At 41.5% G+C, this 19,348-nt stretch carries 20 protein-coding genes and 1 pseudogene; 17 read left to right on the top strand and 4 right to left on the bottom strand.

What is annotated here, in order from left to right:
• Together QZ379_RS05445 and QZ379_RS05440 are read right to left on the bottom strand one after the other, a co-directional pair.
• The gene (locus tag QZ379_RS05445; protein ID WP_291560041.1) at positions 1–1,314 is read right to left on the bottom strand and encodes a SpoIID/LytB domain-containing protein; all 1,314 of its coding nucleotides are present in this window, start codon (positions 1,312–1,314) and stop codon (positions 1–3) included.
• Positions 1,296–3,656, bottom strand: a complete 2,361-nt coding sequence (locus tag QZ379_RS05440; RefSeq protein ID WP_291560035.1) for a DUF4922 domain-containing protein — start codon at positions 3,654–3,656, stop codon at positions 1,296–1,298. Before QZ379_RS05440 ends, QZ379_RS05445 begins: the two co-directional genes overlap by 19 nt.
• Positions 3,657–3,884: 228 nt before the next feature.
• Between QZ379_RS05440 and QZ379_RS05435 the strand changes: the two genes are divergently transcribed.
• From QZ379_RS05435 to QZ379_RS05390, 10 genes are all read left to right on the top strand, one after another.
• Complete coding sequence (locus QZ379_RS05435; RefSeq protein WP_291560026.1) at positions 3,885–4,394, top strand: DMP19 family protein; 510 nt, start codon at positions 3,885–3,887, stop codon at positions 4,392–4,394.
• A gap of 81 nt (positions 4,395–4,475) precedes the next feature.
• Positions 4,476–5,249, top strand: a complete 774-nt coding sequence (locus QZ379_RS05430; protein WP_291560018.1) for a hypothetical protein — start codon at positions 4,476–4,478, stop codon at positions 5,247–5,249.
• 189 nt (positions 5,250–5,438) lie between these two features.
• The gene (gene fldA, locus QZ379_RS05425) at positions 5,439–5,942 is read left to right on the top strand and encodes a flavodoxin FldA (RefSeq protein WP_291560011.1); all 504 of its coding nucleotides are present in this window, start codon (positions 5,439–5,441) and stop codon (positions 5,940–5,942) included.
• A 28-nt stretch (positions 5,943–5,970) separates the two neighbouring features.
• Positions 5,971–6,339: a DUF2023 family protein gene (locus tag QZ379_RS05420; protein WP_291560005.1), complete on the top strand. Its 369-nt coding sequence runs from the start codon at positions 5,971–5,973 to the stop codon at positions 6,337–6,339.
• Between the two features lie 49 nt (positions 6,340–6,388).
• Positions 6,389–6,763 (top strand): YbaN family protein, encoded by a 375-nt coding sequence (locus tag QZ379_RS05415; protein WP_291559990.1) that lies wholly within the window; start codon positions 6,389–6,391, stop codon positions 6,761–6,763.
• Positions 6,751–7,746 carry an aminodeoxychorismate synthase component I gene (locus QZ379_RS05410; protein WP_291559983.1) on the top strand — a complete coding sequence of 332 codons (996 nt, stop codon included), beginning with the start codon at positions 6,751–6,753 and terminating at the stop codon, positions 7,744–7,746. The genes QZ379_RS05415 and QZ379_RS05410 overlap by 13 nt, the downstream gene beginning before the upstream one ends.
• On the top strand, positions 7,730–8,251 hold the full coding sequence (locus QZ379_RS05405; protein WP_291559975.1) for an aminotransferase class IV: 522 nt from the start codon (positions 7,730–7,732) through the stop codon (positions 8,249–8,251). Before QZ379_RS05410 ends, QZ379_RS05405 begins: the two co-directional genes overlap by 17 nt.
• 189 nt (positions 8,252–8,440) lie before the next feature.
• A complete protein-coding gene (locus QZ379_RS05400; RefSeq protein WP_291559971.1) occupies positions 8,441–9,073 on the top strand; it encodes a DKNYY domain-containing protein in 633 nt (210 codons plus the stop codon).
• A gap of 18 nt (positions 9,074–9,091) precedes the next feature.
• Positions 9,092–9,649 carry a hypothetical protein gene (locus QZ379_RS05395; RefSeq protein WP_291559964.1) on the top strand — a complete coding sequence of 186 codons (558 nt, stop codon included), beginning with the start codon at positions 9,092–9,094 and terminating at the stop codon, positions 9,647–9,649.
• A 30-nt stretch (positions 9,650–9,679) separates the two neighbouring features.
• On the top strand, positions 9,680–10,249 hold the full coding sequence (locus QZ379_RS05390) for a DUF4840 domain-containing protein (protein ID WP_291559953.1): 570 nt from the start codon (positions 9,680–9,682) through the stop codon (positions 10,247–10,249).
• A gap of 85 nt (positions 10,250–10,334) precedes the next feature.
• Here QZ379_RS05390 and QZ379_RS05385 read toward each other — a convergent pair whose 3' ends face one another.
• The gene (locus QZ379_RS05385) at positions 10,335–11,345 is read right to left on the bottom strand and encodes a pyridoxamine kinase (RefSeq protein WP_291559946.1); all 1,011 of its coding nucleotides are present in this window, start codon (positions 11,343–11,345) and stop codon (positions 10,335–10,337) included.
• 110 nt (positions 11,346–11,455) lie between these two features.
• On the opposite strand from QZ379_RS05385, the gene QZ379_RS05380 reads away from it, so the two are divergent.
• From QZ379_RS05380 to QZ379_RS05350, 7 genes are all read left to right on the top strand, one after another.
• Positions 11,456–12,772 carry a DEAD/DEAH box helicase gene (locus QZ379_RS05380; protein ID WP_291559942.1) on the top strand — a complete coding sequence of 439 codons (1,317 nt, stop codon included), beginning with the start codon at positions 11,456–11,458 and terminating at the stop codon, positions 12,770–12,772.
• 257 nt (positions 12,773–13,029) lie between these two features.
• Positions 13,030–14,100: a 3-phosphoserine/phosphohydroxythreonine transaminase gene (serC, locus tag QZ379_RS05375; protein ID WP_291559929.1), complete on the top strand. Its 1,071-nt coding sequence runs from the start codon at positions 13,030–13,032 to the stop codon at positions 14,098–14,100.
• Positions 14,101–14,127: 27 nt separating this feature from the next.
• The gene (locus tag QZ379_RS05370; RefSeq protein ID WP_291559921.1) at positions 14,128–15,051 is read left to right on the top strand and encodes an NAD(P)-dependent oxidoreductase; all 924 of its coding nucleotides are present in this window, start codon (positions 14,128–14,130) and stop codon (positions 15,049–15,051) included.
• Between the two features lie 14 nt (positions 15,052–15,065).
• The gene (locus QZ379_RS05365; RefSeq protein WP_291559913.1) at positions 15,066–16,313 is read left to right on the top strand and encodes a DUF1015 domain-containing protein; all 1,248 of its coding nucleotides are present in this window, start codon (positions 15,066–15,068) and stop codon (positions 16,311–16,313) included.
• A 161-nt stretch (positions 16,314–16,474) separates the two neighbouring features.
• Positions 16,475–17,086, top strand: a complete 612-nt coding sequence (locus tag QZ379_RS05360) for a YigZ family protein (protein WP_291559903.1) — start codon at positions 16,475–16,477, stop codon at positions 17,084–17,086.
• A gap of 96 nt (positions 17,087–17,182) precedes the next feature.
• Entirely contained in the window at positions 17,183–18,199 is a 1,017-nt protein-coding gene (locus QZ379_RS05355; protein WP_291559896.1) for a L,D-transpeptidase, read from the top strand.
• Between the two features lie 159 nt (positions 18,200–18,358).
• Positions 18,359–19,006 (top strand): murein L,D-transpeptidase catalytic domain family protein, encoded by a 648-nt coding sequence (locus QZ379_RS05350; RefSeq protein ID WP_291560094.1) that lies wholly within the window; start codon positions 18,359–18,361, stop codon positions 19,004–19,006.
• Positions 19,007–19,015: 9 nt separating this feature from the next.
• On the opposite strand, the pseudogene QZ379_RS05345 reads toward QZ379_RS05350, so the two are convergent.
• Positions 19,016–19,309 (bottom strand): annotated as a pseudogene (locus QZ379_RS05345) (DUF2721 domain-containing protein); the annotation flags it as partial.
• Between the last annotated feature and the right edge of the window lie 39 nt (positions 19,310–19,348).

Here is a 19,348-nt window from a genome sequence, read left to right as displayed (position 1 = left end):
TTAATAGACTCTCCTTATTTCAGCTCCCTTATAATAGTGTAAAAGAATTTTATCGTAGGAATATCCCTTTTCCCCCATCATGGCGGCACCTATCTGGCATAAACCCACTCCGTGTCCCCATCCGGCACCAGTGATTACAAATCCATCCGGCATACAGTCCTGACCATCGGTCTTATCCACCACAAAAGCAGAGCTGAACAGATGGCTTTCCGACAAGGCACGTCTTATTTCCAGTTCCTTACCTATTACCATAGTACGCAGCGTTCCAACAATTTTCAGTCTGGAGATTCTTCCCGACTTACCCCTCTGCATAGGAATCAGGTCCTTTATCCCACCGAAGTCAATTCCCGTTTTCCTGTGAATAAGTTCCGATATCTCCTTTTGCGAGTATCTCACTTTCCAGCGGTAGAAATCAGTCGTTTTGCGGTCATAGTTGTTAAGTATCTGTTTCAGAACCTTTTCGTCGTGTGTATTGCAGAAAGCATCAGGATTGCTCCGTATCCATTTGTCGGCATTCTCCTCTATGCTCAGGTCCGGTATAGAGCCGCAGTCCGCATTGTCCGCTACAGGTTGCAGATATGGATAATCCTTATCCTCCCAGCAAGTGTCGAATGTTTCCGATACCCCTCCGCAGCATTTTGAGAATCTTGCGTCGCAGATGTCATTGCCGTACATAAGTACCATACCCTCAGTTTCTTTCACCGCCTTTGCCACCGACGGATTGGATGCCTTTGTTATCCCCTGATACCTCTGACAGTGGTCGTCTGCACATACATCGAAAAGCGTATGGTCCTCGCGGTCGTACCATCTGATTAAGCTGTTTTCATCTTCTGTACAGTCCTTTTGTAAAGATTTATGTACATTCTTCCCTCTGTTCTTAATCTGAGCCAAAAGCCAGCTTCGTGATATCACCGCATGTGATTTCAGAAACTCCACTGATGAAGTGGCGCACATCTCGGACGAAATCACACTCACCAGATAATCCTCCACCGGCAGAATATTTACCGCTATCACGTTTCCGCCGTCAGTAATCAGCTTCAGCTTTCCGGTGAAAGTCTGCTCCTCCTGTCTTTCCCAGTGGTAGGAGATACCTATTGTGACATTGTGCAGCGTGAACGAGCTGTCGCTGTTCTCAGGCACTAATTCTACCGTTTCCACTTCATCCTTGCCGAACAGAAACTTACCGTTTCCGGTGGCAGAAACCCTTTGCAGTCCGGTTAGCACCGTTCCGTCAGGAGTCAGGAAACTGCCGTTCAGTGTGAATGATATCTCTTTTCCGGTTATTATACCTACGTTTATATATGGTTTTTCCATGATGAAACTTCTTTGTAAATCCTTGTTATGTCAGCCTCATTGATTTTTCTGAAATCCTCTTCGCGCGGAGTTACTATAAGTCCGGCCATGTCCAAAGCACCCGGACTGACAAGTATCTGTTCCTCTCCCTCGGCAAAATAGCACGACGGTCTGTGTGCCTCCCTAGGGAAATAAGCACAAATGAATCTGCCTTCGTCACCCCTCCACGCAAACATATTGTACCGTGGCTCCGGCTCGCCTTCGTGTACAGGTAGAGAGTCTAAATATCTGAATAGCAACGCTGTGTCAATATCCCCTGAAAGCGATGTAAAGACCTTTATAGGACAGGCGAATCCGTTTACGGAATAAGCCTTGCATACATCGCCGCTCTGCATTCCGGCAGTATCATCCTCTATGGCTGATTTGAAAATCTCATTCCATTGTGCGATAAAAGGAATATCCATCTTCCTTGCAGCCTGGAAATGAAAATGGTCAGGAGCTGAAGCACCGCATTTCGCACCATTGTAGAAGATGGTATATCCCTGTCCGAAATAATCCTCTACCTTTTGCAGAATTTTCATCGGCAACTGCATTTCAGCCTTGTCGGCAAGTGTTTGCGGAATATGTTCTTCCGAAGAGATGGTGAGATGTCCGGGCAGGATAGGGTACGGGTTTATCCTGATGCTGAACCTCATACCGGCATCAATGCTGATGGAATCCTGTTCCTCCGGTTTGTTATTCGTGCATAGGAAGCACGGACGGGCATCAATGGACGATTTGTCCAGTTTAGCCATAGTAGACACAGCCCTTGCCGGATTGAACTGTACATTTATAGTATTGCCGCCTATATTTACACATTTCGTTTTTATACCCTTCAATGCTTCATGATTCTTGCGGCAGAGTTCCCATTTCTCAAACTGTGTGGCAGTAAATTCGTCGGCTTCCCTTTCCGCCAATCCGCGTCGCATGTTTATTTCGAGAGTCCTCAGACTGTCCTTATACGCATTGTTCAGGTTTATTTTCTCTATGCTCAGTGCTGCATCCGAGTTTCCTTCCCATCGGCGGCACAGATATACCACATCATAAATCCTTCCAATCTTATAGTTTCTCGAGAAAGCCATTCCGAGAGCATAATCCTCTCCATAGCTTGTGTTCGGCACTCTGATTTCACGCAGCAACGGAGTATAGAAAGCACGCGGAGCACCCAATCCGTTTATACGCAAGGCATTGTTATGTCCGTTCCCGTCAGTCCATTCCTTATGGTCAATCACCCCCGGTGGCAATGTCTCCAGACCGAAGTTGGTCATTCTGTATGAGCCTATTACCATAGCGCACTTCTCTGTACGGAACTTATATACAATGGTTTGCAGAGTTTTAGGACTGCTGTAGAGGTCGTCGCTGTCCAACTGAACTGCATAGCGTCCGCACGCCGGATGGTCGATACCCATGTTCCAGCACCCTCCAATACCGAGGTCCGTACGTTCCGGAACTATATGTACCACCTTTTCGTTGTCTTTGTATCTGTCAATACACTCAGTCGTTCCGTCTGTAGAATGATTGTCTATAATTATGACGTTGAATTTGAAATCCGTTTCCTGTTCCAACACCGATTTGATGGCATCGTCTATGGTTCTCACCCTGTTTCTCACAGGAATAATCACAGAAGCCTCGCATGAGAAATCCCCCTCTTCAGTATCTATAAGCCTTGTTCTTTGCGGCAGATACGCACCGATTTCTCTCAGATGAAAGGTAAACGCCTCTTCACGCTCTATCTGTACATTGCGGTTGCGCGGGTCTACATAGTCGAACTGTTTCTCTCCCGATTTCCGCAAATCATCCTCCACTTCGGTGTAGAGAAACTCCCTTATATGTACAATCCTCGCGATTCTTGAAACAGCGAGCCTTAAAGCGTAAAGTCCTGAGTAATAATACTCCTTCTGTGCCTTAAGACTCTCCGCAGCCCTACGGAGAACATCCGTTCTGAACATTATCAGCGAGCCGAAATCGAAATCGTCGCGTACGCTGCCTTCCTGATAGTCGATGACCGGATGAGGCGCACACACTCCCTCCTTCAGAATATAATGGTCGGCATACGCCATGCCGGCACATTCAGGAGTGAGATAGTCCGTCATACGCTCAATGGCTTTATATCCGAGATTCAGAGGATAAGGTTTGGTATACAGCAGAACAAAATCCGTATCTGCCAGACTGCATATCCTTCTTATCCCTTCCGAAGTATTTATTTCGTTGATTTCTACATTATATATATGTTTCACCGGTCCGCATCCTTCCGATATTCCCTTTACGGATGAATTGACCGCTTCATTATCCGAAACAGCGAAAAAAGTTATATCTTTGTCCATAATTCATACCAATTTCTGTTGCTATTGCAAATATATAAAAGTACGTTGGCATTTGTTATAAAATGTATCAATTTTTTCTGCCGGAAATACTGTATAAAAACGACGGGGCGTTTTAAGTCAAACGACGAAGCGTTTCGGGACGAATGACGAAGCATTTTTTTGAAGATACTTATATGTAAAAATCTCTTTTTTATTTACCTTTGTCCATATAAATAAAAAAACAGCAGTATGGAAACAAAAAAAATAACAGTATCTGATGAGGATTTGCGCAGGGGAGCGGAAGAAGGAATGGACGCTTTTCTGAAGGTTTTTACGGATAAGTATATAGAAGTGACAGGCGGTGAAATAACAGCCGAGACAATGCCTTTGCTCAACGGTTACCAGCACTCATTGTTGGGGTATCATTTTTTCCGTGAAGAAGTGCTTGAAGGTGGATTCGTACAGTTGATTCAGAACGGATATGGTCCTTATATTTTTGAGAATCCTTTTGCCAAGGCTATGAGGATGTTTGGTGCAAAGGATTTTGCGAAACTGATTTATGATGCAAAGGCGATATATGATGCTAATAAAGAGGACTTGCAGAAAGACTGTACAGACGAGGACTTCATGGCTATGTACGAACAGTATGAGGCATTCGATGACTTGGAGGAACAGTTCATGGATATGGAGGAAATGGTAACTGCTACCATAGCCGAATATGTGGACGAACATTTGGACGATTTTGCAGCGATAGAATAATTTTTTTAAGTGTTATGCAGTATTTGTATGTGTTCTGCATTTCATGTATAGTGTTATTAAATTTAAAAGAGAAAGATATTTATGAAAAAAACAAAGTTTGCGGTGCTGTTTACCGCTTTGATTGCAACATGTGGGTTAAGTTCTTGTTTGGGTGATCCGGATCCGTATACTACACGTACTGAGATAATGAGGATAGACGGTTTCCCAGGCTATTACAGTTTTGAGAGCGCAGGTAATTATGTTGTCAGTCCGACTAATTCTGATGCTTTGACGGGAACTTTCAATGATGGTGGTTTTGCATATGTGACTTATAAATTTGATACAAGAACAATAACTCAGAATACTTCTAAGATTGAAGCTGAGATACAGGGATTATTACCTATCGGTGAGATTTATCGAAATTATGGAGAAATGGAGTCGAACGCACCTATGAATACTGTTTCATCGTCTGTGCAGTTTTATGACAAAACAAATATGTTTATCAATCTGACTTATTATTATGAAAAAACTGCAGACTCGGACGACCAGAGTGCAGAATTGGATAAACATCGTTTTTATCTTATACAGGATGTTGCAGAAGAAGGTGAAGAGGTAGATAACAACACTCTGACTCTCAATTTTGTTCATGTAGTGGATGATGCTGATAACAACGTTAACAGAAAAAGTACCGGAACAGAAACTCGTCATTTCGATTTGTCAAGCTTTATAGGTATTGATGGATATGTACCTGAGAAGATTATAATCAAGTTCAAACGTTCGTCTAATTCATCAATTGATGGTGCAGATGACAGTCAGATTGAAATTCCATATAAGTCTATAATGAACCAGTATTTCAAAAACGGTTCATCTATTTAATTTGTTGTTTTCTTATAATAGCTGTGAACATGCAGCAAACGGGCAGTAAACGCTAAACAGTCAGTGTTTACTGCCTATTTTTATGTATTTACGCATCCGAAACGGCCTGCAAAATACCTAATTTTAGGTATTTCAAAATCTTTACATTCATAGTTACTTTGCAATGTCAAATCAATTAAATGTAAGAAAATGAAAAAGACAGGAATTTTTTATGGTTCCACTACAGGAACTACGGAGGCGGTAGCAGGAATAATTGCAGGTAAATTGGGAGTTTCTTCAGCTGATGTGTACGATGTGAGCAAGATGACTGCAGAGATGGTAAACTCATACGATGTCCTTCTGTTTGGTACATCTACATGGGGCGACGGAGAATTGCAGGACGACTGGTACGACGGAATCAAACTCCTGAAAGGACTTGACCTGAGCGGTAAGCTTGTAGGCTTGTTTGGATGTGGAGATTCGGAATCGTATGCAGATACTTTCTGCGACGGTATGGGAATCATCTATGAAGATTTGAAGGGTACAGGATGTGAGTTTATCAATGGTGTGTCTGACGCTGATTATACTTACTCTTCGTCTGTAGCTGTTGTAGACGGACAGTTCGTAGGGCTTGCCATAGACGAGATGAACGAGAGCGGCAAGACTGATGAGAGAGTGACTGCATGGACTGAACATATCAAAACATTATTGTAAAGATATTTATACATAAAACCTATAGCCTATGATGATGCAGAATGTAAATCCTACGGACATGAAAGTGTTCCTGAACCATGTGTATGAGTTCAAGAAGGGGGTACGACAGATGGTACTTTACACCATGAACAGGAGAAATCAGGAGTTTGCCGTGAACCGTCTGAAGAGACAGCGTATAAAGTTTATCATTCAGGAGGTAGACAATGAACGTATCAATCTGTTTTTCGGCAAGGACGAGTGTATCAATGCCATACGGATGATAGTTACACGTCCGCTGAATCAGCTGACACCGGAAGAGGATTTCATTTTGGGAGCCATGCTCGGGTATGACATCTGCGGACAGTGCAGGCGTTACTGTGACCGCAAGATGAGGAAAAAATGTGTTTTAATAAACTAAAATCTTGCTCGTATTTGTATTTCAGTCCCAATCATACTATTTTTGCAATATGAAATACATATACAGTGTCATAGGCTTTTTTTCGGTGTTGTTAGGCATTATAGGAATTTTTCTTCCTGTATTGCCTACAACACCTTTTCTTTTGTTGGCGGCAGCATTGTTTTTCCGCAGTTCGCCGCGTGCCTATAAGTGGCTGACTGAGCATCCGCAGCTGGGACCTTATATAAAGAGTTTCCGTGAGGATAAGTCTATTCCTTTAAGAATTAAGATTATATCTGTAGGTACATTGTGGATTACTGCTGTACATTGTATTGTCTTTATTTTTGAAACGTGGTGGCTGAAACTGTTTATGGGAGTACTCGCCACATGTATCACACTTTATATTCTTTCTTTCAAAACACGCAAAAACAAATGTCAAGACTAAACTTCCTGTCGCGCCGGGATGCTATAAAGAGAATGAACTATTATGGCAGAAGAGGAATACCGTTCTTCTTTCTGATAGACTTCGATGAAAAGAACTGTATTGTAGAGGAACCGCGTAATTTGCCGGGCGATGAAATACTATTCAGCTTTCCGTCGGGTGGAAATTATGATACAGAATCTTCTGCAACGAAAAAAACTTTTGTGTGGGAACCGCATCCGCAGACGATAGAGGAATATTCCCGTTCGTTCGACACTGTATATAAGAATCTGTATGCCGGAAATTCATTTCTTACCAATCTTACTTGTGCCACACCGGTCAGAACCGACCTTGCACTTAAAGATATATTCATTCACTCGCGTGCCAAGTACAGGTTGCTGATGAAAGACCGTTTCGTAATGTTCTCGCCTGAGATTTTTGTAAGGATTTCGGATGGTATGATTTATTCCTATCCGATGAAGGGAACGATTGATGCAGCCTATCCTGAAGCGGCTTCTGTTATTTTGAATGATGTGAAAGAATCGGCTGAGCATGCTACGATTGTAGATTTGATAAGAAACGATTTGAGCCAGATAGCATCGGAAGTGACTGTCACCAGGTACAGATATATAGATGAAATTCAGACAAACAATGGAACATTGCTTCAAGTCAGTTCGGAAATAAGAGGGCGGTTGCCGGAGAATTTTCGGGATACATTGGGAGATATGTTTTTCAGACTTCTGCCTGCCGGTTCAGTGACAGGAGCACCAAAGAAGAAAACAGTGGAAATAATACGTGAGGCAGAGACTTACGAAAGAGGATATTATACCGGAGTAACAGGCTACTTCGATGGGAAAAATCTTGACAGTGCGGTTATAATACGATTTGTGGAACAGCGGCCTGACGGCACTATGGTGTTCAAGAGTGGGGGAGGTATAACCTTCAAGAGTGATATGGAAAGCGAATACAAAGAAATGATTCAGAAAGTCTATGTACCGTTTTATTGAGACAATATGTATAAATGACGGAGTGATAGAGAATCTGTCTGCCCATGATGGGAGGATGAACAATACAATCCGTATGCATTATGGGAGTTCTGTCATGCCTGTTTCATTGGAGGACTTTATAACCGCTGAAGGTTGTAAAGGAAGAACCCGTTGCCGTGTGGAATATACTTCAGCGATAGAGAAAGTCGAATATTTTCCATACAGGATTCGTGAGGTAAAATCGCTGCAACTTGTGAATGACGATTCGGCTGAATATTCATTCAAATACGCAGACCGTTATGTCTTGGACCGTAACTTTGCCTTGCGTGGCGATGCTGATGATGTCGTGATAGTCCGTTCCGGTATGCTGACTGACACCTCTATAGCAAACATTTCATTATACAAAGAAGGAAAATGGTACACCCCGAAATATCCATTGCTGAAAGGAACACGCAGGTCAAGACTCCTTGCAGAAGGAATTATAGAAGAGGATATAATGAGAAAATCCGTCTTTTTAATGCAATGATTGGCTTTGGTGAAGTGGAAATAGATATAAACAATGTCTTTCCGATAATTGGAAAATAATTTTATAAGCGGTAATGGTACTTTTCTAAATATCTCAGTCTTAATAAAAAAGGATATAATGTTGATGTAATCCGGTAAAAAATTATTATATTTGTAAAAACAGGTGTTTTAACTCACAAACTGAGATATTATGATGAACAGACTTTCAAGACTATTTGTAATCTTTCTATTGTTGTTTGTGCCTTCTCTAATCTTAGCACAATCTTATTCGTATTCCAAAAGAAATGGTCAGGTTTATTATGACGGCAAGGTCATTCATGGAGCCGATTCTCATTCTTTCCGTGATTTGGGCTACGGCTATGGTAAAGACAGAAACCATGTTTACAGATATGGAACGATTTTGGAGTATGTTGATCCTACTTCGTTCAGAGTTGACAGAAGATTCTCAGCTGACAATCGTCCGTCGTCTGGTCGTCCCGATGGAGGACATCATTATTGCGAAAGACCGGGATATTATGTATCAACTTTCGATGTATTCTACAATGGTGAAAAAGTTCCAGGAGCTGCAAGCAGCAGTTTTGTAATCCTTAAGGAAGGATATGCCAAGGATGCCTTCAATGTGTATTGGATGGGAAAGAAAATTCCGGGAGCGTCGACTTCCTCTTTCGTATGTCTTGGGAACGGTTATGCCAAAGATTCTTTCGATGCATATTGGGAAGGTAGCAAGATAAACGGAGCGTCTGTTTCATCATTCAGGGTTACAAGAGGATTCTATGCTGAGGATTCTTTCGATGTATATTTTAAGGGAGAGAAGCTTAAATAATCATTAAATATACCAATTATGAGGAAATCATTATTTTTATTGATAATACTATGTATTGTTTCCGTTTCTTCAGCTCAGAGTAACTATCGTGGTTTTATAAATAGCGGTTATTCTTTTGGCGTTGGTGAGTATGGTTTTGACCAATGGAATATAAATACTGTTCACGGAGTTGAGTTTCTGCATAATAGTCTGTTCATAGGAGGTGGTGTAGGATTTGGGGTTTCTACAGAAAATCACAGGCTTAAGACATACAGTATACCTGTGTTTGCTGATATACGTTATACGGTGGGCAATTTAAAGGTTAAGCCTTATATAGAAATGAAAGTAGGATATTCAGAACTCATTGATGAAGAACATGATGGTGGAGGATATAATAGTGGAGGCTTTTATTTTTCTCCGTCTGTAGGAGTTTCACTACCGGTAGTAAGAAAAACATCGGTTCATATAGGTTTGGGATATACATATAATAGGGCAATATATGAGTTTTCATATATCCCGGGAGATGGAAAAACCGGAAGTGAAAACAAAACATTTAATGCAGGAGGATTAACACTGAGTGTTGGTGTGTCATTTTAAAAGCCAAAATTATGATAAAATCTTTTAATTATGAAAACAAAAAATCTTTTATTGACTCTCTTTCTGTTTAACTTCATATTAACTTTTACAAGTTGTAATAAAAATGAAGAGGAAGGTTTCTCAAAAGAGGAAACTTTGCAGGCTCTTTTTGATTTGAAAGGAACTTATCATGGAACTGTACAAGTAGCTTACTATCGCGGAGCCGATATAACCGAACTTCAAAATGTAACCGCAGTTTCGCGTGATTCAATGAAGTTTAGCATGTCACTTCTACCTATTTCTGAATTAGTATCAGATAAAAGTCTGTCAGAACGCTTGCGTGAGATTGGTGAGGTAGAAGTTGTGGCTGGTTATCATTTTTGGCAGAGGGATGATTGGAATATAAACATTGGATTACGGCCTAAAGATATTTGTGTTTTGGGTGGATATGGTGCACCACCAACTATAAAAATTGTTTTTTCACAGACTTTTGGTGGAGATGCTGAAGTGGGTAAAAACTTTATAATGTTCAATATTTCTCCTATGGAATTATGGGTTGACGGAAAGAAATATGAGGACTTCACACAGCTTGTGTACCATTTTAGGGGAAAGTATGAGTAATGGTTTTAATCTTTTTGTATAAGCATTATGAAACATATTTATTGGAAAGGCGTAAAGCGAAAGATAGATAAATTCATTGAAAGAATTATTCCAAAACTTCGTAACTGCTTATCTGTATCGGCATATCAAGATTGTGAAGTACCTTTTCAAGCATTATACCATCGAGGTTGTTATATTCATAGCCGAAGGTGGCTCGTATTCCCTGGAGGATGAACTGTGTGGCCCTGTCGAGTGCTATCGGCAAGCTGTCACCTTGCATCAATGAACCGGTTATTACGCTTGTGAATGTGTCCCCTGTGCCCGGATAGTGAGCCGGAAGATACGGACAGGTTACTTTCCAGTATCTGTTGCCGTGGCGGTTGTATGCAAAGACGGAAGTCATATGTGCATTTTCAGGAACAGGAACACTGGTCGCTATTACAATGTCCGGTCCTGCATCTGAGAGTCTTTTCAGATATGATTTCATTTCCTGTACAGTCACCTCGCTTTTATATTCCATGTCCAGAAGTTTGAAAACCTCTGTCATATTCGGAGTAATCACATCGGCATATCGTATGAGTTTCTTCATCTCTGTCACCATATCTTCTGTGATTCCTTTGTACAGGTTGCCATTGTCACCAAGCACCGGGTCCACAACCACCATATCCTGCGGGCGGCGGAACTTCGATATGAAATTCTCTACTATCTGTACTTGCTGCGGTGAACCGAGATATCCGGTGTAGAATGTATCGAACTTCATATCAAGCTTTTCCCAGCTTTCTATTATTCGTTTCATTTCCTCAGTCAGGTCAAGGAACGAGTAATGCGGATATTGTGTATGCGCCGAGAGGACTGCCGTTGGTAGGGGACAAACCTGTATTCCCATGGAAGAAAGAATAGGAATCACTGCCATTAGAGATACTCTTCCGGCTCCGGACAGGTCGTGTACCGCAACCACACGTTTTACGTGACTTTGCAGATACGTTTTCTGCATACCGGAACCCGTCGCAGAAGCATGTACTGCACTCGGCTTTTTCTTTTTCATTCCTGATTTCTGCCATGCAGCCTTTCGTGCCTGATATTGCTCGTATTTGTTTTCTATATAATTGTCTGCCATATTTATTTTTGATGTTATTGTTGCAAAGTACGTTACTTTTTGGGTACGAGGCAAATATTTTGCATTATTTTCCGTATTTTTGCATTAACACATTAAATCATTACAAACTTATGGATATCCGTACAATACTGAAGAATCTGAAAATAGAAGAGTTGAACGCTATGCAGCAGGCTGCTGTAGATGCTTATAGGGAAGGAAACGACATTGTGCTGCTTTCGCCTACCGGTTCCGGAAAGACATTGGCATATCTCATTCCGCTTGTGCAGACACTGAAGAAGGATGCAGAGGGGGTGCAGGCCGTGGTTCTTGTTCCGTCGCGAGAACTGGCATTGCAGATAGAGCAGGTCTTCAAGGCGATGGCTACGGATTTCCAGGTTATGAGTTGCTATGGTGGACGACCGGCCATGGACGAGCACCGTACAATGAAAGGTATCCGTCCGTCGGTGATTATCGGAACACCGGGACGTATGAACGACCATTTGGGGAAAGGAAATATTGATGCCTCTACAGTGCGTGTACTTATAATAGATGAGTTCGACAAATGTTTGGAGTTCGGGTTTCAGGAGGAAATGGCCGATGTGATAGGAAAGTTGCCTAACTTGCGTAGAAGATTCCTTCTTTCTGCTACGGATGCAGAAGAGATACCACGTTTTACGGGAGTAAACAAGAGTGTAAGGCTGAATTTCCTGAATTCGGAAGAGCAATTCTCGGACAGACTTCATTTATATAAGGTGGAATCACCGGTAAAAGATAAGTTGGAAACGCTGTATAAACTGGTATGCACTTTGGGTTCGGAACAGACTCTCGTTTTCTGCAATCATCGTGAGAGTGTGGACAGGGTAGGCAAGTATCTGCATTCTATGAAAGTGTATTGCGAAACATTCCATGGAGGAATGGACCAGGACGACCGCGAAAGAGCATTGTATAAGTTCAGAAACGGAAGTTGCAATATCTTTATCTCAACTGACCTTGCTGCACGCGGACTTGATATTTCCGGGATAAAGAATGTAGTCCACTATCATCTGCCTGTTGCGGAAGACGGATTTATACACCGGAACGGACGTACTGCAAGATGGGATGCCGAAGGTAGTGCATATATAATAATGTATGCAGAAGAGAAAACTCCTGAATATCTTCCGGCCGAGATTGAAGAATTTGTCCTGCCCGAAGTCACTCCCAAACCGTCGAAACCCGAGTTTGTCACCTTATATATAGGCAAGGGAAAGAAGGATAAGATTAATAAGATAGACATAGTAGGATTCCTTTTTAAGAAAGGTGGGTTGAATAAGGATGATGTAGGAAAGGTTGATGTTAAGGACCATTATGCTTTCGTGGCTATATCAAGGAAAAAGAGCCAACAAACGTTAAAATTGATGCAAAATGAAAAGATTAAGGGGGTAAAAACTTTGATAGAACTGGCAAAATGATAACTTTGTGTCAGAGTGCATACGGGATTTCGGGTTGAATTCTCAATTTGCTATGGTTCGTATCACAAAATACACCACAGTATAATAATTATGTGTCAAAATGATAGTGAAATTATGCTTCATATCATAAAATGAAAGAAATTTTCATTTGTAGGTGTAATTTTATTAGATTAAAGTTTGGATGTGTGGAAATAAATACATAAATTCGCAATCGTTAGATATTAAAATATATGTAAAACCAATTAAACAACTGCCAAATGAAAAAACATAATTTTAATGCGGGACCATCTATTTTGCCTCGCGAAGTAATAGAGAAAACAGCTCAGGCTATATTGGATTTTAACGGTTCCGGACTTTCGCTGATGGAAATCAGTCATCGCGCAAAAGACTTTCAGCCGGTAGTGGACGAAGCTGTGGCTTTGTTTAAAGAGATATTAAATATCCCGGAAGGGTACTCAGTGATATTCCTCGGTGGCGGTGCAAGCCTTGAATTCTGTATGGTTCCATATAACTTCCTCGAAAAGAAAGCTGCTTATCTTAACACAGGTACTTGGGCCAAGAAAGCATTGAAGGAAGCTAAAGCTTTCGGTGAAGCAGTGGAAGTCGCTTCATCTGAAAAAGACGGATATACATATATTCCTAAGGACTATGTTGTTCCTGAAGATGCGGAATATTTCCATATTACTACCAACAATACTATCTACGGAACAGAATTGCATTCAGACCCTGAAGTGAATGTTCCTTTGATTGCTGATATGTCATCTGATATTTTCTCACGTCCTATCGACGTTTCAAAATATATCTGTATCTATGGTGGCGCTCAGAAGAATCTGGCTCCTGCAGGTGTTACTTTCGTAATCGTGAAAGATGAAGCGCTTGGCAAGGTTACACGCCATATCCCTACAATGCTCGACTATAAGACACACGTAGACAAGGGTTCTATGTTCAACACTCCTCCTGTAGTGCCAATCTATGCTGCATTGCAGACACTGAAATGGATAAAGGCTCAGGGTGGTGTGGAAGAGATGCAGCGCAGAGCTAAGGAACGTGCCGATTTGCTTTATGCTGAAATAGACCGCAACAAACTGTTCCGCAGCACAGTGACAGTGAAAGAAGACCGTTCACTGATGAACATATGCTTCGTAATGGCTGATGAATACAAGGATTTGGAAGCTGACTTCCTGAAGTTTGCTACAGAACGTGGAATGGTGGGTATCAAAGGACACCGTTCGGTAGGTGGATTCCGTGCTTCTTGTTATAACGCTATGCCTCTTGAAAGTGTTAAGGCTCTTGTCGAGTGCATGCAGGAATTTGAGAAATTGCATTAATGGTGGAACGCTTAAATTTTACTACAAATGAAAGTCTTGATTGCAACAGAAAAACCATTCGCCAAGGTTGCTGTGGATGGTATTCGTAAGGAAATAGAAGCGGCAGGTTATGAACTCGTGTTGCTTGAAAAATATACAGAGAAATCTCAATTGCTTGATGCCGTAAAAGATGTAAACGCCATTATTATCCGAAGTGATATTGTGGATAAGGAAGTGCTTGACGCTGCCAAAGAACTGAAGATTGTAGTCCGTGCAGGTGCCGGATACGATAATGTTGACTTGGCTGAGGCTACTGCTCACGATGTATGTGTGATGAACACTCCGGGACAGAACTCAAATGCTGTGGCAGAACTTGCTTTCGGTATGATGATTATGGCTGTCCGCAATTTCTATAACGGTAAGGCGGGTACAGAGCTTATGGGCAAGAAACTTGGTATTCATGCATATGGTAACGTGGGACGTAATGTAGCTCGTATCGCCAAAGGTATCGGAATGGATATTTATGCTTACGATGCTTTCTGTCCTAAGGAAGCCATCAAGGCTGATGGTGTAACTCCTGTGGATTCAGCAGAAGAACTTTACAAGAATTGTGATGTCGTTTCACTTCATATTCCTGCAACTCCTGAAACACGCAAATCTATCAATTATGACTTGGTGAACCTGATGCCAAAGAACGGTTTGCTTGTCAATACTGCAAGAAAGGAAGTTATCGACGAAGAAGGACTTTTGAAACTGATGGAAGAACGTCAGGACTTGAAGTATGTAACAGATATTATGCCAGAAAAGAATGAAGAGTTTGCCGCTAAATGTGCCGGCGGATATTTCTCTACTCCAAAGAAGATGGGTGCCCAAACTGCTGAGGCTAATATCAATGCAGGTATTGCCGCTGCAAAACAGATTGTGGCATACTTCAAGGATGGTTGCGAAAAATTCCGTGTAAATAAAAAATAAAAAACTTTCTGCCTATGGCAATAGTTAAACCTTTCAAGGGCATACGCCCACCGAAATCAATGGTTGATGAAGTGGCTTCCCGACCATACGATGTATTGAATTCAGAAGAGGCGCGTGAAGAGGCTAAGGGTAATGAAAAGTCATTATACCATATCATCAAGCCTGAAATTGACTTCCCGGTAGGAACTGACGAGCATGATCCTGCTGTATATGACAAGGCTGTGGAGAATTTCAAGATGTTCCAGAAAAAGGGATGGCTGGTACAGGACGATAAAGAAAACTATTATGTATATGCACAGACCATGAACGGTAAGACTCAGTATGGTCTTGTTGTTGGCGCATACGTGCCTGACTATATGAACGGTGTGATAAAGAAGCATGAGCTTACACGCCGCGATAAGGAAGAGGACCGTATGAAGCATGTCCGTGTGAACAATGCGAACATTGAGCCTGTGTTCTTTGCATATCCCGATAATGCCGAACTTGATACGATAGTTGCCAAATACACATCACGCACACCGGAATATGACTTCATAGCTCCGGGTGACGGTTTCGGACATACATTCTGGGTTATTGATGAAAAAGAAGATATTGACAGAATTACTGCTCTGTTTGCCGATATGCCGGCTCTGTATATTGCCGACGGCCATCACAGAAGTGCTGCCGCAGCATTGGTAGGTGCAGAGAAAGCTGCTCAAAATCCTAACCACAAAGGTGACGAAGAATACAATTACTTCATGGCTGTATGTTTCCCTGCATCGCAGTTGACAATTATCGATTATAACCGTGTGGTAAAGGATTTGAACGGTTTGACAGCCGAACAGTTCCTGAAAGCTTTGGAGAAGGACTTCATCGTCGAAGAAAAAGGTGAAACTATCTATAAGCCTTCATCACTTCATAATTTCTCATTGTATCTTACTGGAAAGTGGTACAGTCTCACTGCAAAACCTGGTACATACGATGATAGCGATCCGATAGGAGTGCTTGACGTGACAATATCTTCTAATCTCATCCTTGACGAGATACTTGGCATTAAGGATTTACGTTCGGACAAGAGAATAGATTTTGTTGGCGGAATCCGCGGACTTGAGGAACTGAAGCGCAGGGTTGATAGTGGTGAAATGGCTATGGCTCTTGCTCTTTATCCTGTGTCTATGAAACAGTTGATGGACATTGCCGATACAGGAAATATCATGCCGCCGAAGACTACATGGTTCGAGCCTAAGCTTCGTTCGGGACTGATTATACATAAGTTGGAATAATTCTTTTGAATATCATTTAAATGCCATTTAAACGGTGTTTAAACAGTATTTAAATAGGGTACGGAAAAGGAATACCATATCAGGAAGTTCTGTTTTCCGTACCCGTTTTGTTTGTACGCATTAAATCACTACCTTTGCATAATCATTCAAAACGTTATAAAATGCAGCAGGAAGATACATATAAGACCATTGAGGGAATTTCCGAATCTATTTACACAGAGAAGCGAAGCAAATTTATAGCCATAGCTCTTCCGGTACGTACACTAGGAGAGATAAAGACATATCTTGAGGAGTATCAGAAGAAATATTATGATGCCCGTCACGTGTGCTATGCCTATATGCTAGGGGCTGAAAGAAAGGATTTCCGTGCCAATGACAATGGTGAGCCTTCCGGTACTGCAGGACGTCCTATACTCGGACAGATAAACTCTTTCGGACTTACAGATGTTCTTGTTATTGTTGTGAGATATTTCGGAGGAATAAAATTGGGAACAAGCGGACTTATAGTCGCATACAAAACTGCTGCCGCTCAGGCTCTTGAAGAAGCTGTTGTGATAGAGAAAACGCTTGACGAGGATGTATCTTTTGCTTTTGAATATCCTTTCATGAACGATGTAATGAGGATTGTAAAGGAAGAGGAACCGGAGATTATAGAACAGTCGTATGACATGGACTGTCTGATGAAGCTCAGGATAAGGAAGTCTTCAATGCCAAAGCTGAAGGCACGTTTGGAAAAAGTTGAAACGTTGCGTTTCACTGATGATAATGATTAGAAATATGTTATTGTATAAACAGTAGAAAAAGGCATTAAGTATTTGTGAATTAATTTTAAAAGGCTACCTTTGTGTAAAATAGATAATTAATCGGCTATGAAAGCATCTGTATTTTCTTTACTTCTTGTCTTTCTCTTTTCAGGTTGTGAGATGAGGAAAGAAACAGTCGTTGCTCCGTTGGAGAAGGTGGAGGAATTACTTGAAAGTATAACAGTCACCGAATTGTTTCATGAGAAACCTGTAACTGCCGAAGATATTAATATTACCAAGGATTTTTTATTCGACAAATATACTCTTGAGGATGTTTATCCGTACAAGGATACCGTGCGTTCCATAAAATGGAATGTAATAAAGAAGTGTCTGGCATACGTCGAGAATATGGAGTCCGAATCAGGAAAATGGTGTGTTATACAGAATTATAGGAACAGAAACGGTGAGGCTGCATTGGTCAAGAAATTTGTCAGAAATGAATATAAACGTGTATCAGATACTTTGGGAGTGGAACGATATCAGTCGGTACCTCTTTATCTTTTGTCGGACACTGTTACTCCTGAACGTTACGGTCGTGATGGCTCTCTTGCCTCGGTACTTGGAAGAAAGGGGGGATATATCCATATTCGTCCGGCTACGTTTGATGATGAATGGTATGTTCCGGAAAGATATGTAAAGATGCTTTCCGATTCTACAAACTTCCATCATGTCTTTTTTGTTGACCGTGGGGACCAGAATATAATCACTCTTGAGAGAGTGGCAAAGGCAGAATGGAAGGTAAGGAGCATTAATCCTGCTACTACCGGACGTCATTATCCGCCATACGCACAGGAAACTCCGCTTGGTATGTATCTCATTCAGGAAAAGAAACAGAAGATGATATTCCTGAAGGATGGTTCGAGTGCAGTAGGAGGTTATGCGCCGTATGCAAGCCGTTTCACCAATGGGGCATATATCCACGGGGTGCCTGTAAATGTTCCTGCCACAAAGATGATAGAATACAGTTGGAGTCTTGGCACTACTCCTCGTTCGCATATGTGTGTGCGTAATGCCACTTCGCACGCCAAATTTGTATATGATTGGGCTCCTGTTCAGGAAAGTTTGGTCGTTGTTATAGAATAACTGTTCTGTATAACATTTCATTGAGTTTTTTAACTAACTGATTCTCAGGAATATTAGTATAAAGCGTTATCTTTGCATCCGAATTTTCAATGAATTTATATAATGCGCAATATATTAATATCTATATTTCTTGTATGTTCCGGCTTTGTGGTTCCTGCCATGGCGCCCTCTTGTGCCAGTGGCATGCTTGTACATTCTCCTTCTGAAGTTGATGAGTGTGCAGAGCTTTATGCGTCCATGCAGCTTGAGGGAGTTGTCAATTATAAAGCTTTCCGTCAGGCAGTGGAAGGTTACAGGAAAATAGAAAACCGTCATCGTGATATTCTTACCCTTATAGATTTCTCCAAGCCGTCGACAGAGAAACGTCTGTATGTGTTCGACATGAAGAACCGCAAGATGCTTTTCAACTCTCTTGTATCGCATGGCAGAAACAGCGGTGAGAACTATGCCACATCATTCTCAAACGAATATGCTTCTTATAAAAGTTCTTTGGGATTCTATCTGACAGAGACCACCTATAACGGAGGTAACGGGTATTCGCTTATCCTTAATGGACTGGAAAAGGGGATAAACGATAAGGCTAAGGAACGTGCCATAGTGGTTCATGGAGCATCGTATGCCAATCCTTCAGTGATAAAAGGCGGTGGACGCCTGGGTAGAAGTCTTGGATGTCCTGCGCTTCCTCAAAAGATTTCAAAACCTATTATCGATGCGATAAAAGGTGGAAGTGTGATGTATATTTATGCCGAGAGGCCGGAATATTTTGCTCAGAGTGAGATTCTGTCTGATGTGCTAAATGAAATGTAACGGACAATTTTACTTCTCCATATCCTTCAAATGTATCTCCAGTGCCTTTACGGATATGTGTATCTCCCAGATTGAAATGCCGAGTGATGCTATAAGCAACAGGAGTGCTACTCCGAATACATACACTGCTGTTGTATGAAATCCTATATAAATCAGAAACATTGTTATCACGCAGAGAAACAGACTGGATATGCCAAGTACCTGCATGCTTCGTGTCAGATAGAGTCGGCGGCGCAGATTGTCTATCTGTGCGGCTGTCACTTCCGAATGTTTCTGTACATACTGTTCCTTAACCCAAGTTTGATAGCAAAAAAAATATTTAGTTATTTTTTAGCTGTATAA

It is taken from the genome of Bacteroides sp., assembly GCF_019417265.1.
GTDB lineage: Bacteria > Bacteroidota > Bacteroidia > Bacteroidales > Bacteroidaceae > Phocaeicola.
This window is presented reverse-complemented; position numbering and strand designations above follow the sequence as displayed.

Coding starts and splice junctions, on each gene's coding strand:
- QZ379_RS05445 (WP_291560041.1), bottom strand. CDS start 1,314: ATGGAAAAACCATATATAAACGTAGGTATAATAACCGGAAAAGAGATA.
- QZ379_RS05440 (WP_291560035.1), bottom strand. CDS start 3,656: ATGGACAAAGATATAACTTTTTTCGCTGTTTCGGATAATGAAGCGGTC.
- QZ379_RS05435 (WP_291560026.1), top strand. CDS start 3,885: ATGGAAACAAAAAAAATAACAGTATCTGATGAGGATTTGCGCAGGGGA.
- QZ379_RS05430 (WP_291560018.1), top strand. CDS start 4,476: ATGAAAAAAACAAAGTTTGCGGTGCTGTTTACCGCTTTGATTGCAACA.
- fldA (WP_291560011.1), top strand. CDS start 5,439: ATGAAAAAGACAGGAATTTTTTATGGTTCCACTACAGGAACTACGGAG.
- QZ379_RS05420 (WP_291560005.1), top strand. CDS start 5,971: ATGATGATGCAGAATGTAAATCCTACGGACATGAAAGTGTTCCTGAAC.
- QZ379_RS05415 (WP_291559990.1), top strand. CDS start 6,389: ATGAAATACATATACAGTGTCATAGGCTTTTTTTCGGTGTTGTTAGGC.
- QZ379_RS05410 (WP_291559983.1), top strand. CDS start 6,751: ATGTCAAGACTAAACTTCCTGTCGCGCCGGGATGCTATAAAGAGAATG.
- QZ379_RS05405 (WP_291559975.1), top strand. CDS start 7,730: ATGTACCGTTTTATTGAGACAATATGTATAAATGACGGAGTGATAGAG.
- QZ379_RS05400 (WP_291559971.1), top strand. CDS start 8,441: ATGATGAACAGACTTTCAAGACTATTTGTAATCTTTCTATTGTTGTTT.
- QZ379_RS05395 (WP_291559964.1), top strand. CDS start 9,092: ATGAGGAAATCATTATTTTTATTGATAATACTATGTATTGTTTCCGTT.
- QZ379_RS05390 (WP_291559953.1), top strand. CDS start 9,680: ATGAAAACAAAAAATCTTTTATTGACTCTCTTTCTGTTTAACTTCATA.
- QZ379_RS05385 (WP_291559946.1), bottom strand. CDS start 11,345: ATGGCAGACAATTATATAGAAAACAAATACGAGCAATATCAGGCACGA.
- QZ379_RS05380 (WP_291559942.1), top strand. CDS start 11,456: ATGGATATCCGTACAATACTGAAGAATCTGAAAATAGAAGAGTTGAAC.
- serC (WP_291559929.1), top strand. CDS start 13,030: ATGAAAAAACATAATTTTAATGCGGGACCATCTATTTTGCCTCGCGAA.
- QZ379_RS05370 (WP_291559921.1), top strand. CDS start 14,128: ATGAAAGTCTTGATTGCAACAGAAAAACCATTCGCCAAGGTTGCTGTG.
- QZ379_RS05365 (WP_291559913.1), top strand. CDS start 15,066: ATGGCAATAGTTAAACCTTTCAAGGGCATACGCCCACCGAAATCAATG.
- QZ379_RS05360 (WP_291559903.1), top strand. CDS start 16,475: ATGCAGCAGGAAGATACATATAAGACCATTGAGGGAATTTCCGAATCT.
- QZ379_RS05355 (WP_291559896.1), top strand. CDS start 17,183: ATGAAAGCATCTGTATTTTCTTTACTTCTTGTCTTTCTCTTTTCAGGT.
- QZ379_RS05350 (WP_291560094.1), top strand. CDS start 18,359: ATGGCGCCCTCTTGTGCCAGTGGCATGCTTGTACATTCTCCTTCTGAA.